Consider the following 13915-nt stretch of genomic DNA (forward strand, 5'->3'; position numbering starts at 1 on the left):
TCTCAATCTGCTGCCCGTAAATCTGCAGGAGAATCCGGGCAGGGGTACATAGTGGAAACTAATGTTCCCGGGTGGCATAAAAGCGGATATCCGGATAGCGCTCCTCAGCCAGTTGCAGGTTTACCCGGGTTGGTGCCAGGTAGGTGAGATGTCCACTGCCATCCCTGGCAAGGTTGGTGCTTGCTTTGCGCCTGAAATGTTCCATTTCCCTGGGGCTGTCGCTCTCCACCCATCGGGCGGTGGTGATATTGACATTTTCGTAAATGGCGTCGACCTTGTACTCATCTCTGAGGCGGTAAGCCACCACCTCAAACTGGAGAACACCAACCGCACCGACGATAATGTCGTTACTCTCCTGCGGAAAAAAGACCTGTGTGGAGCCCTCTTCGGAGAGCTGCTGTAACCCCTTTTGCAGTTGCTTGAGTTTCAGTGGGTCTTTCAGGCGGATTCGGCGGAACAATTCCGGGGCGAAATTCGGAATACCGGTAAATTTGAGTAATTCCCCCTCCGTAAAGGTATCGCCAATCTGTATGGTGCCATGGTTGTGCAGGCCGATAATATCCCCGGCAATGGCTTCCTCCACGTGAGAGCGATCTCCGGCCATAAAGGTGACAGCATCGGCAATTTTGATCTCCTTGCCGATACGCACGTGTTTTACCTTCATCCCGCGGTTGTAAGTGCCGGAGCACACGCGCATAAAGGCGATACGGTCGCGGTGTTTCGGGTCCATATTGGCCTGAATCTTAAAGACAAAGCCCGAGAATTTTTCCTCGATAGGAGCTACCTGGCGCTCGCGGGTTGCCCGTGGTTGTGGGTCGGGAGCCCATTCCACAAAGCCATCTAGCATTTCACGCACGCCGAAATTACCCAGTGCGGTACCGAAAAATACCGGGGTGAGTTCACCTTTCAGATAGGCTTCCAGGTCAAACTGGTGTGTGGCGCCGCGCACCAGTTCGATTTCCTCACGAATTTCTTCTGCATACTCGCCCAGCAAGGCATGGGCTTCTGCAGTATCCAGGCCCTTGATCTGGATATCGTCCGGAATGGTGTGCCCCTGTCCCTGGGTAAATACGTGAATCGTGTCGGTGTAGAGGTTGTACACGCCTTTAAAGTTTTTACCGGAGGCAAGTGGCCAGTTTATTGGCGCAGCCTGAATATCGAGCACCTTCTCGATTTCATCCATAACCTCAATAGGGTCGCGGATATCCCGGTCCAGTTTGTTGATAAAGGAAAGAATCGGGGTAGTCCGCAAGCGGCACACATTCATCAGCTTAATAGTGCGGTCTTCGACACCTTTAGCTCCATCGATCACCATCAGTGCGGAATCCACCGCGGTGAGTACCCGGTATGTATCCTCGGAGAAGTCCTCGTGCCCCGGAGTATCCAGCAGGTTTACCGTGCGATTCCTGTAGGGAAACTGCATTACCGAAGAGGTGACAGAGATACCTCTTTCCCGCTCCATGGACATCCAGTCAGAGCGTGCGTGTGGCCCTTTCTTACCCTTGACCGAGCCGGCCAGTTGTATCGCATTTCCGAACAGCAACAGTTTTTCGGTCACAGTGGTTTTCCCGGCGTCCGGGTGGGATATGATAGCAAAAGTTCTACGTTGTTGAATTTTATGGGAAAAATCAGAATTCATGGCATTAAAACTTCGATTGTGTACGCAATAGTGTACACATGTGGAGACTTTCTTAAGCGGAATCTGCAAATCAAAAGGCTGGCATTGTATCAAGCCCGAATGTCACATGCCCAACTCCCTTCTCAAATAGTGCTCCGAAGTACTCTTCTCAGTAAAAATTTATTAAAATCAATGAGTTATAAAAGATGAGGTATTAAGGCGGGCAGGGAAATCCGAAGATATCGGATAATTGACCGCTCATGTAACCTCCGCTCAGCCCTCGGGGCAAACAACCGCGGTAAGCCATACCCACAGGCATTCGGAGATCGGGGTGGTCACAATAACTGTTGCCCGTGGGTTGAGGGTGTGGTGGTTTGTTTCGGCTCGGAGTTTCCAATTCCTATGCGAGAAATACCGGGCAGGCTCTTTAAGCGCATTGCATATCAGAGGAATACAGGTGTTCGAGCGTTCTTTTGGGCCTTCAGCGTTCAGCCTGGCTGCAACGCTTTGGTCGACAGGCATCTCAACCAGAAGAGGGAAGCGGTATTTTTGGCGGTGTTCATATTCTACTGTTACGGACTCCTTCTGGTAGAGGCCGGTGCAGTGTGTTTCGTACTCTGCCGACACGAGAGACTGGCTCTTGTTTTATCAATGAGAACCACACACGGTGCGGGCTCAGAGTAGAGAGGCAGACCCGATTTAGAATTGGAGCCAGAATCCGCTCCGGTGAAGGTGATAAATATACAGGGTTCTACTCATCCACCTATCAATTTCAGGAATCAATCATAGACAGCACTATCCTTGTCCAAATAAAGCAATGTAAGCCTGATTGTATTGCCAAATCCGTGAACGAGTGCGACCAAAGCCAGATTGTTCTATTGTAATAATAAATCATTGAAAGGAAAAAAGCCGCCTTGTGCAACGGCTATAACCCCGGCAGTTCCCTGATAGATAGATGAAAGGCCAAAGTAGGTGGAAATGAATACTTCCGACAACACCCAGGCTTTATTAGGGCCTTCGAACGGGTTTGCAAACCTCTGCGTCTAGTAACCCTGGAAAAGAAGTTTTTCACTAAACGCGGCATCCCCCTGAAAACCATTAAAATCAAGTAGTTGGTAAAATTTCCCCGAATACCTTCTAAAGAACTTAGATCGAATTTTTCAAAATGGTAGTATGGGAGTGTGTCGATAACACTGGATACAAAAAATAATATGACAGTCAAAAAACACTTATTACTATAGTTTTCAGTGTAAATTTATTTCCAAATCCAAAAACAGACCAATCCCATTTTTGCTGCCAAAAATATAGAATATAATGCAGAGGCAAAAAAATAGCCAAAGTTTCTGTCAATTGAGGCTGTCAGAACTGGTATTGTTAATACAGCAATAACTGAATATCGGTTATTTTATGCTTTGGAGAGTGCTTTTTTCATGATTATTTTAAATCTCTTGATGCAATTGTATTCATTACACAGATCAGCCGACTCGTAGATTGATAATGTTGATAATATTGATGATTTGATTTCAGGTTTTTCTGAATAAATACATCAGCCTATGAAGCTTGTGTGTCATGTGGTTAGTTCCGTGAAGATTTTATATGAAATTGAGAAAAGCCAGGAGTTGATAAAGGCGCCGGTAATATAAATTATTTTTGCATTAAATTTCTTTCGCTTCACCATTTTCCAGCAGTCTAAAGTATTTCCCGTTTTTGACTAGAAGACCCTCGCTTTTCCGGAATGGCAAACTGAATAAATAATCTTTTGGATGCTTCACATCAATTGCTATAACTTTTTTGTTATATAGGGTGTTGATTTTACTTTGCAATGTGTGGCCGACAACCACGGCTTTGGCTTTAACTGCTTTTAGGCTCTGCTCAACCTCAGGTTGTGATAAATTATCTTTAAAGTACCCTCGATACCATGCAGGTCCGGTTGTGCTGGATTGTAAAAAAGATTCTTTTGTTTCAAGAGTTGGAGTGTAATAGAGTCTTCTATAGCCTTTTCGAACGATGCTATTGATATCAGATAAAGAGAGTCCGAATTCAGTTATCCTGGGATGAATACCGCCATGCGTGAAAGCAACACTATTAATGACTTCAAGAACATTTTTAGAAGACAGCCAGCGGCCTAAAAATGCATTGTCATCAAACAGTTGGTATTGCTGTTTTCCAAGCATGCCTGCAATATAAAAATATTTTTTTTGCGCAGACTGATAGTTCCCTTGAAGGTTTTTTATTTCATGATTTCCGATGATGAAGTGTACTTTACCTCCTGCTCCCTTAGCAGATTGTTCTAACTTATAGATTCCCCAAAGAATCTGAGTTGTGGAGGCACCACGGTCAACAAAATCGCCAACCAGTACAAGATGACCCCGGTCAAAAGTCCAGTTAAGATGTGTGTCTGCTACCCCGTGAATAACTAGAAACTCTCGAAATGCACTAAAACCACTTTCGATATCAGATAGGGCTATTATGGATTCGCCATCGTTATAAGTTGTATCTGGTATTGTGATTTCAGGATCAATAGTGACATTAAACGTACTGTTATCTAGTGGAAATGAAACGGGAAAGATTAACGTTTCATCTTCGGAAAGTGTACTGGTATCCACGTAATATCCATCATCCTTATTGCCTCTTAATGTTTTGGTGACCAGCGTGTTATTATCATAAAATACATGCACTTCACCATCCAATTTATAGGCAAGTTTATTTTCGAATAAGTGGGCATCAGCGCCAATAAATAACCCAAATGCAACTACACCGGTTATCAATACTATAAAGGTAATCCCGAAGTGCTTTAAATTGGTAAGAATTATAGACATTGCCTATACCTTGAATTTATTATTCTAAATATGCATTTTTAATATGCGGGAAATTTTGTAAGTTAAATATAATGTTCCAGAGCCAATCAATGCGGAGATAGGAACCAACCCGATAGCCGGTATTTCTTGTACCGGGTAATCAGGCTGGTTAAATGAGATTACTACACTGTTGCCATGTTCAGCCAGCCAGACACCAAAGAGTGAAGGTGTAATCACCATCAGTATTGCAGCTAAAACCAGGGTAAGACCAATTCCAAATCCAGCCGTGTAGACTAAATAGTAGAAACTCCTGCTCACTCCTTTTTTAAACCTTGATAAAGGGTTTAAGCCTTTTGGCGGTGCGCAGCCTATCGCGATATGTTCGATATATCCTGCTGCCAATTCCCTGGGTGTACCTAACTTTGCCAGAATTGATTCAATTTCTGTATTCTCTGCATTGTCTTGTAAAGAGAGAGCGTCATAGATATGGCTTTCAATTTCTTGGGCCACTTCCAGAGCCTGAACCTCACTGATGCTGGATAAGTAAAGCTTCAGTTCAGATAAGTAGTTATAAATTAATTTGTTTCTTGCCATTGTGTAACCTGTTATTTTTCAAGATTGTACTTGTGAAAAAGCTGGTTGATGTCCTTTACAGATTTCAGCCATCTGGCTTTAAGCCCACCAAGTCTATCTTTGCCTACATCGGATAGCCGATAGTATTTTCTTGGTCTGGACTCACCTTCTTGTAACCAATAACTTTCGACAACACCGTCTCGCTTTAAACGATCAAGAAGAGGGTACAAAGTGCCCTCCGTAATTTTCATCGTTTCGAATTGATGAAGGTTTTGTAGAAGTTGAAGGCCGAACTGGGCTTTTTGACCAAGCAAAGCCAAAATCACCATCTCAAGCGTACCTTTTCGGAATTGCACATCCCACTTATGTTCAAAGGGCTCCAAATTGTATTCCTTATATGTATTACAAGGTTATTATGCACTACAAGGCATACTTGTAATGCATCGTGAATAAGATTGCAAGGAATTTTTAAGCTATCAGACCTTATGTCTTCGGTATGGGCGAGGAATCCCTGCCTACTTTGCCCTGAGGAGAATAGACAAGCGGGGCCCTATCCAGAGAGAAAATCGGCAGAGGCGAACAGTGAAATCGACGAGCAGGTGTGTACGTATTACGAGGCTGCCTGCCTGTAGGTGAAGGTTTCAGATGGATACTTTAGATGCATTGCGCGCCATACTGCGTGGGTGTCAGTTTTTTTATTTATTGATTAGGGATTTAATCAGATTTTTCATCTCTTTGCTGTTGTTGCGCTGGTCAGAAGCCTTTCCCTTGGCCCAGAACTGATAGTGCAGTGCCTTGTCCAGTTTATCGAATTGTGCCATATATTCCGACATATCACCCTGGTTCACATGATCGGATTTGGATTGAAAGACGAATTCCACCGAGAGACTGTCCTCATGGAGTTCAGCCGTACGGGAAAAAGTGAACCAGGGGTTGTCAATCTCGGTGCTGCCCAACGCTTCCTGCCAGAGCAATTCACCACGAATATTGGCCACAGCACGCTGACGGATATCAACGGGGTGCACCAACGCCAAAGGACTTCGTCTGATTGGCCTTTGTGGTTTGGAGATATACTGCACAATACCGGATCCATACAGGGAAAAAATCTTGCGCGCCGAACTCAATTTGGCAAACGACTGTATTTGGTAGTGCTCGGATACTTTTAGCCGGTTTTCCTCCAGGTTGTCACTGTAGCTGATCAAAGGGGCAGGGTCGACGCCAGGATAATAGGTCGCGATAAAATTGGTATAGCTGTTTTTGATCTGTTCGGAATCCGAGGCCAGAAAAAATCGCCGTACCTGTTCCGCTTTCAGGTGTGAAAAAGTTGTGTTGACCCTCAGTTCGGCACTGTTGTCTGCCGGGTCTATATCAAACAGTTCTTCAATTTCTGTACTCAGTAGCGACTTTTCTGCAAAACTGGGTTCCACCCTCTTTAGGGTCCGGGTGGCCGGGGCCACCGGCAGGGCATGTTCGTAGTTAAAGAACCCCTTGTGCCGGAGTTGAATCCCCTGGCCGGCAGCGGTGGCGTCTACCCAGTATTCCCTGCCATTCAATTGGATCAGGTTGATCACATGATCGAAAGACCCCGGAGAGGGAATATCCCTGCCAATATCCCGACCGCGGCTGGAGGATACCAGTGCAGGGGAGGAATGCACTCCGAGGTGGGCGAGCATACTGGTTAATAGAAGCGCCTTGTCCTTGCAGTCGCCATAGCGTTTTTCCAGAGTTGCCCGCGGGGTTCTTGGCTGGTGTGAGTTGATGCCGAGTTCGATGCCAAAATAGCGGATATCCTCCTGCACATAGCGGATTGCTTTGTTCACCGCCTCTTTTAGTCCGGACTCCTCGCGCCAGGCATCCAGCTGCTTTCTCAAGCTGCCGGGAAGCGTGCGGTCAATGGCATAGAGGCCCCGGGCCCAGGTATTGACCTGTTCCCAATTGCTGTAACCAGAGTACTGGATGTAATTCAGTGGATCGTGCCAGGTGGGGTATTCACTCTCTGCGAGCACAGCGGGAACGTCGCGCAGATCGAGTTCGTAAACATAATTGCTCTGGTGGCGGGAGACTGTCACCGGGTGGTCCCGACGATTGAAGCGGTAATTCAGTTTTTGATCGCTGATAATGCGTACAAAGCGCCGGTCTACCGACTGGGGCCAGGAGAGATAGAAACGGCCAAAGTCACTGCGCTCAAAAATCGGGTTGCTGCCTTGAATGGTATAAGCGTAAGTGAGGATATCGCCGGGGCGTATATCCTCAAGGATATAGAGCGCGCTCCACTGCTCTGAATACAGCTTGCTGGAGAGTTCCCGCTCAGTCTGAAAGAGCTTGAAGGCTGCTTTTTGCAGGCGATTCAGGCGCTTGCCGTCGCGCACAATACTGATATCGTGCACCACCAGGTGTTGAAAAGCCGGGTAGAAGCCAAAGGTCAACTCGGATATCTCGCCTACTCCCTGTTGGTTCAGTGGCTCCATCTTCAATTGGAAATAGGATTGCTGGTCTTTGCCCTGGTGCAGTATCTGGGAATTGGACAGATGATACCGGACACTACCCTGTGGAAGCTGTGTACTGTCTACAGGTGTCAGTGTTTTCACCCACGCCGGGGTTGGTTCAACCGTGATCTCAGGGTCGGCTTTTGCGAGGCATGTGACAAGGAAAAGTACAGTGGCCAGTATCTGACCGAGAAAGCGATATCTCAAAGCGGGCCTCAATGGTTCTCTTCAATGGATCTTCCGACACCGGGCAGGGTACTGGCGCGGGGAATAATACAGCGTGAGCGGCAGTGTCTTCTGGCCCCCTCGACCATCGCTCGAATAACCCCGGTGCTGTGTTTGCAGCGGCGTCCTTCTCTTATTGTTTGCAACTGCGGTTTTACCACCGGCTGGGCGGTTAATATACCCTAACAGGTGTCTGGATTATATCCGATTGTGCAGCCAAAACTTTGGGGTTTTCTGCTTGCTGAGGATTGTGATGGGAGCCTGGGAGTTCAGCGGGCCGGTATCCAGTGGATACGGTGCAGTGGTGAGGTGAGCGCAAAAGCCAACAAATGGGCCGGACAGGGTGTGATCACGCCGCGTGCAAACTGAGCCTAAACAGCTATGGCACAGGCCGCGGTGACTTGTGCTATGCAAGGCCCACTCGATGCCCATCGGTGGTTTCAGGGAGAGAGCGGCTGTCACCAGCCGCCAAACGGATTGTTCATAACCGGTCTGGTGGCTGGCACGGGCATAGCGGTAGAGCTATCGGGGTTTACGGATTGGATTGTGGCTGTTGAACCGGTACCGCCTCCAGCTTTTCCCTCAGCTCCTTGAGCTTCTCTTTTACCCGGATGGCATTTTCCGGCCCCATACGAATCATCAGCTTCTGCACGCCCGGCAGTTTTTCCAGCTTGGGATCGGCAAACTTGTAGTATACCGAAGGGCGCACGAGTTGGATGGGGCCCTCAATTTCCGGTGCTGCGAGCACTTTGTCAATGGCTTCCAGCACCACCTGGTGGAAAGTTTTATTGCGAATACCCAGTTCAGCATAGGCCTGTGCCAGGCGTGGGTACCAGTACTGGTAGAGACTAACTGCGGCTTCTGTATTCATCAGGGCGAACAAGCGCACGGGCTGATCATAGCGGCGGTAGTTGCTTGGTGACAGCTGATAGCCCTCCACAGAGGAGCCGGTAACCAAAATAGGACCCCGGAGTTTCCTTAAGGGCCGGTGCTTGTAAATCAGCGTACCGCGGGAACCAGCATTGATCGCGGCTACCCACTTGCGAATCACTTCACTGGGGACCAGCCAGCGGGACAGGGCATTGTCTGGGGCCAGGCCCATCAAATCCTGATAGGCAGACTTGTCACTGTTGTTAAGTGGAGGCGGTGGTGCTCTGCCCGGTTCTTCGGCTGGTGCGGGTTCCGGGGGTTTGGGCTCGGGGGCCTGCTCTTGCGGTTGCGCCAGGGTTTCCGGTTCGGGTGCTGTCTTGGGTTCCTCAATGATGGTTGTGGAGGGAATTTCTTTTTTCTGTTCGTCGCCGGTCCAGAGCCAATAGGCTGCTGCTGCGACGATGATCACCACAATAATTCCGATGATCCACCCTTGCCTAGATTGTTGTTCCGACATTCCCTGCCTCCTTCTGTTGCAATCAGAATGTTTCGGTTTGACCACGGCAAAGCCTAACGGTTTCTCCGTAGTGTATGGGTTTAACATTACTCTCTGCTGCAGCCAGTCGCAAAGGGGAATTGCATCTCCCTTGCCTAGGGCAATATCCGGCAAAAGGATTCGACTCCGCAGTCGTGGTCATACTTTCTAAATCTGTGCGCAGGTGGATGTGGGGTTGTCTGTGCTGCAGGGGTGGGCTGTGCAAATTGCGGACCGCAAAAGCAGGGCAAATGGTGAAAATACCATGATCGGTGATGAAGACTGTTGGTAAACCACTCCGGATATTTCGATCTATTGTCATCCAAGTTGCGGAGAGCGGGTTGAAAAATGGATAGGGTAAAACGGGCCGGTCGAGAGGCGGTGGCTTGCGGGTTGGCGAATCCCTGAAGAGTTTGCACTGTCCTGTTGCTCTGGTGATGCAGTGTCTTCCGGGTCGAGCGAATCCTTGTGGCAAGCGCTTTGTGCGGTACACTCATGCAGTGAACCGTTCGTTTTTCAGCAGGGAGGCGTTATATGAAATGTACTTTGGTCCTGGTTCTTGCACTGGTGCTGGCCGATTCGATTGCCGCGCACGAGGCACCGACTCACAAACACGCTCAACTGATCCCGATCCCGGCCTATCGCAAGCCTTATGGTGAAGCGGGTGCGCAAGCTTCACGGCAAGCCGCCAAAGCTTTCCTGGCAGCTTTGAGTGAAACGACCGGGAAGCGGTTGATGTTTGCGCTCAATGCTCCGGAGCGCGCGGGTTGGTCCAACCTGCCTGCTGGTATTGTGGATCGTACAGGCATTGCTGTTGCCGAACTCTCTGATGAACAACGCGGCCTCCTGTTTGATTTTCTGGCTTCGTCTCTGAGTGAGGAGGGCTATGGGAGAGTCATGGATATCATGGCCGCGGAAGCTTTCCTGAGCAGCGACCGCCGTGCCCGGCGCCTGCAGTGGGACCCGCAGAACTATTGGATATCCTTCTATGGGACCCCATCTGCGGACTTGCCTTGGGGGTGGCAATATGGTGGCCACCATCTGGTGTTGAATATGTCGGTTGCAAACAACAAGGTCGAGACTCTGTCGCCCAGTTTCGTTGGCACCGAACCCGCAGTGTTTTCCCTGAATGGTGTTGACTATGCATCCATGGTCGATATGCACCAAGCCGGATATGCGGTCTATTCGGCCCTTGATGCCGAGCAGCGGGCAGAGGCCGATGCAGAGCGTGTTCCGCGGGATGTTCAAACCGGGCCGGGCAAGGATGGTGTCATCCCACCAGTGATCGGCATTCGTGCCTCAAAACTGCGCAATGAACAGAAGGCCCTGTTGCTCACGGCGATTCAAAAATGGGTTGCCATTCAGCCCTCGGAAAATGCCGCACCCCGAATGGCCCAGATTGAAAGTGAACTCAACCAGACACATTTTGCCTGGATTGGTGAAAACACCAGCAACACCCCCGCCTATATGCGTATCCAAGGCCCGACACTGATCATCGAGTTGCTTTCCACCGGAGGCAATGTCGGCGAAAATGCCAGTGGCAAAGGCCACTACCATTCCATTTATCGCAACCCCTCAATGGAGTATGGCGGTTAGGGGCTGGAGACCCCAGAGCCGCCTGACCGTTTATTGCACAGGGTTGCCCGCCGCGGGTATCCCGGTCAGGCGTCCGGCATATAGGTCAAGCCGCTGTGATACGCAGCGGCAGGATGCCTGCCACGGTACCCGGTCAAGGAAAATGTTGGGTAAAACGGCCCTGCGCCAGGGCCGGTCAGTCGGTTTTCATCTCCGTGGTGGTAAACTGGTTGCACACCATCACATCCACATCCAACTGACCAATCACGCGCTCTGCGGTATTGCCGCGCAGCAGAGAGCCTGTGGCACCGTACTGGTTCAGGGTGCCCATTACCACCAGGTCCGCGTCGATCTCGCGGGCCACGGCCTCCACCACATCACTGGTATATCCCCGCTTCACGTGAATGCGGTGGGTGGGTACGCCGGTCTTGTCGGCAAGCTTCGCCAGGGCGCCGCGGTCCGGGTAGAGCATGGAGTCCAGGTAGGCGTTGACTAAGTGCAGTTCCGCGCCGTAGTGGCCGGCGATATAGGTGGCGCGCTCACTGATCTGGCGATTCAACTGGCGCTGTTCCAGGGTTTTGGCCTGGTAATTCACTGTGGCCAGTACCACTTTGCGCGCCTCTTTGGCGCCGGGGCGGATCAGTACTACCGGGCAGCGCGCGGTCTTGAGAACTCGCCATTTGGATTCGGCGAAAGTGAAGCGGCGGCTGCTCTTGGCATGCACTGGAAGGTAGATCATTTCCGCATCGCAGCGCTTGGCTTCCTGTACGATTGCGGCCTGCCAGTCGCTGGACCAGCACACTGTAATCTCGCAGGTGAGCCCGGCGGCGGCAATCGGTTCGCGGATCTGCTCGCGGAACCAGGACTCGTCTCGGAAGAGATGATCGTTGACCGCACGGGTATCGACGGCTTCACCATCGACCGCCACAAATACTGCCAGGCGCGGCTGGGGATTGCGCCCCCTGGCAGTGGTCAGCGCCCGCTCCAGCGCCACGTGCTTTTCGTCGTTGGGGTCCACCACCACAAATAGGGTGCTCTGCTGTTCCATCTTTCCTCCTGGGTATAAAGGGTTAGCGGCCCCCAGCATATGGCGGTGGGCCTTTGGGTTTGAATGTATCACGGGATGCAGGTGGCGCGGAAAATTTGCTGATGGTGACTATAGTTTTACGCGCCAAATCCCCGAGTGCACGCGCATAGTGGGGTATTGCAGCGGTATTGTATAGAGGTATAACACAGGCATGGGGCAAGGCTGCCGCTGTCCACCTGAACCGGCAGCCTGCCGGTAGTGATTGCGGAGGAAAACGGCACTTGATCTGGCCCTTGAGACTCCCTGTAAAGTGCCTCTGTATTGCCCCTGAGATGCCCCAAAGCTAATGGCTTGACCTTAAGGCCGGATGAGAGGGCTCCTGGGCATCTGGATTGTGTTTCTGCAGGGTAGGTGGGGTTTGTCCGCGTTTTACAGGGGAGGAGAAGGTGACTAGAGAGCATAGGGATCACTCAATGGTAGCCGGTGGCTTTTTGCCGGGATTGTTGTGCATACGGATTAACCGCAAATAAGCGTGTGTTTATAACCCTTACAGGGTGCAGGCGGAATGGGAAAAGCAGCCTAGAGCGGCAGAAAAGGGGGTGTGCCTCACGCAAATAGAGTGTTATGGATAGCATTTGTCTATGAGTTTGCAGAACCTCAAATTTCTCAGACCTAACAGTGAGGAGCAGAGCTGCCTATTTGTCCCAATAGCGCGCTTGTGGCAATGGATAGTTTGCCCAGGATGGCATCGCAAGGCGAATAACAAGATCAAAGAAAAAGAGCTGGAGAGTCAGACAAGGGGTGTAAAACTGGCGCCTGAAGTACCTCTGGTAAACGAGCAGTGCTCGGGCTGAGAGGGACACTACGTGATTGTGTCAGAAAAATAGGCCGTAACAATTTCAGCGCAGGTTTGCGCCCTGGCTGTCGGCTAGTTGAGCCAACCGCAATACTTATTTTTTGTTATTCGGCTCAAAGTATTTTTAATTTGTGTTAAATCTCTATCGATACTCCCCTGTTGCTTCTATAGTCTGAACAATATCCAGATAAATTCCATTTACATCTTTTACACAAAAATGGCGCTGTCCCCAGTCTTCTGAACGGATTTCCAGGACAATGTCTAGTGCACATTGCTTTGCTGCGGCAAATGCTGAATCTGCATCCTCAACTTCAAGACTAAAAATTACCCCATTTCCATTATATGCTTTATGAAACATATTTGGTTGTGTTGGCTGATCTGGTAACATAAATCCAATTTGAACGCCAGAGTTTGATATGAGGTGTAGATACCATGTGTTTTCAAATGCAATATTAAATCCAAAATACTTTGAGTAGAAATTTTTTGCAGCCTTGAGGTCCTTAACGATGAATACTGGAAATGAATTCATTAAGTCTATCATTCTTATTTGCCTTTCTATTGTTGCAGATTAAGTTTTACCAAGTTTATGATTCTTAAGGTGCCTAATGAGAAGTGATCTTTGAGGCCATAATATCTAGCGAGATGTGCATGTTATAATTGATGCTGTATTAATTTTCCTATCGAGGAATCACTCTAATTATACAGTTTCACTATTGTCTAAATTGCAGGTCCGCTGTGAAGACACTCACAGAGTTAGATTGTATAATCGATTATCGCCGAATCTGACGTATCAAGGCTGTCGCATTCGCTTTAGCTACCAATTTGCCGTCTTGTTTCAGTTCGCCTTCCAAAAAGCATACGTTCTGCCCTTTGGAAACTATCCGTCCATATCCAACCAGTTTTCCTACTCTGGCGGACGCAATAAACTGGATGCTAAGCTCAAGTGTAGGGGCAAATTCGTCTTCTTTTAGGGTGGCAGCGAGCGCCGGGCCCATTGTATCATCAAGCATTGCCGCCAAGAATCCACCCTGGATATTTCCAACCGGATTTGTGAATGCAGGTTTCCCCTCGAATTCTATTTCAATGGTGCCAAGTCCCCTAGAAACCTCGATTATCTGAGCGCCTAGAGTTGCTGCAGCATTGGGTATGGGGAAATCTCCGTTTTGTATTTTACTGAATAGACTTTCGCACATGGTCTGCCCTTGTGGATAGTGAATGGTAACGACAATGATGTTTTGTGGGAAATCGATCGCCTTTGACGATTGATGACTTCATTGAGTCGGCTGGAACTGCATCCCAATCGGCACATGTATTGCGAAGGATGAATATTAAGGGAAGTAGTGGCAGAACTG

The 13915-nt window shown here is 49.2% G+C and carries 10 protein-coding genes; 1 reads left to right on the plus strand and 9 read right to left on the minus strand.

All coding sequences use genetic code 11. The annotated features are described in order from the left end of the window. Positions 1-58 precede the first annotated feature (58 nt). The 6 genes from M8T91_RS02305 to M8T91_RS02330 form a co-directional block, all read right to left on the minus strand. On the minus strand, positions 59-1639 hold the full coding sequence (locus M8T91_RS02305; protein WP_301416428.1) for a peptide chain release factor 3: 1581 nt from the start codon (positions 1637-1639) through the stop codon (positions 59-61). Positions 1640-3273: 1634 nt separating this feature from the next. Next, the gene (locus M8T91_RS02310) at positions 3274-4437 is read right to left on the minus strand and encodes a metallophosphoesterase (protein WP_301416430.1); all 1164 of its coding nucleotides are present in this window, start codon (positions 4435-4437) and stop codon (positions 3274-3276) included. A 24-nt stretch (positions 4438-4461) separates the two neighbouring features. After that, entirely contained in the window at positions 4462-5010 is a 549-nt protein-coding gene (locus tag M8T91_RS02315) for an HAAS signaling domain-containing protein (RefSeq protein WP_301416432.1), read from the minus strand. An 11-nt stretch (positions 5011-5021) separates the two neighbouring features. Next, entirely contained in the window at positions 5022-5372 is a 351-nt protein-coding gene (locus M8T91_RS02320; RefSeq protein ID WP_301416434.1) for a PadR family transcriptional regulator, read from the minus strand. A 312-nt stretch (positions 5373-5684) separates the two neighbouring features. Then, entirely contained in the window at positions 5685-7682 is a 1998-nt protein-coding gene (locus M8T91_RS02325) for a DUF3857 domain-containing transglutaminase family protein (RefSeq protein WP_301416436.1), read from the minus strand. Between the two features lie 550 nt (positions 7683-8232). Next, positions 8233-9087 carry a DUF3014 domain-containing protein gene (locus M8T91_RS02330; protein WP_301416438.1) on the minus strand — a complete coding sequence of 285 codons (855 nt, stop codon included), beginning with the start codon at positions 9085-9087 and terminating at the stop codon, positions 8233-8235. Between the two features lie 552 nt (positions 9088-9639). Here M8T91_RS02330 and M8T91_RS02335 point away from each other — a divergent pair. Further along, the gene (locus M8T91_RS02335) at positions 9640-10701 is read left to right on the plus strand and encodes a DUF3500 domain-containing protein (RefSeq protein WP_301416440.1); all 1062 of its coding nucleotides are present in this window, start codon (positions 9640-9642) and stop codon (positions 10699-10701) included. Positions 10702-10876: 175 nt separating this feature from the next. Here the strand turns inward: M8T91_RS02335 and M8T91_RS02340 are convergent, their stop codons facing one another. The 3 genes from M8T91_RS02340 to M8T91_RS02350 all read right to left on the minus strand — a co-directional run bounded on the left by M8T91_RS02340 (position 10877) and on the right by M8T91_RS02350 (position 13756). After that, positions 10877-11728, minus strand: coding sequence for a universal stress protein (locus M8T91_RS02340; RefSeq protein WP_301416442.1), 852 nt, complete (start codon positions 11726-11728; stop codon positions 10877-10879). A 977-nt stretch (positions 11729-12705) separates the two neighbouring features. Then, positions 12706-13104, minus strand: a complete 399-nt coding sequence (locus M8T91_RS02345) for a VOC family protein (protein ID WP_301416443.1) — start codon at positions 13102-13104, stop codon at positions 12706-12708. A 229-nt stretch (positions 13105-13333) separates the two neighbouring features. After that, positions 13334-13756: a PaaI family thioesterase gene (locus M8T91_RS02350; RefSeq protein WP_301416444.1), complete on the minus strand. Its 423-nt coding sequence runs from the start codon at positions 13754-13756 to the stop codon at positions 13334-13336. Between the last annotated feature and the right edge of the window lie 159 nt (positions 13757-13915).

It is taken from the genome of Microbulbifer sp. MI-G (assembly GCF_030440425.1).
GTDB classification, from domain to species: Bacteria; Pseudomonadota; Gammaproteobacteria; order Pseudomonadales; family Cellvibrionaceae; genus Microbulbifer; species Microbulbifer spongiae.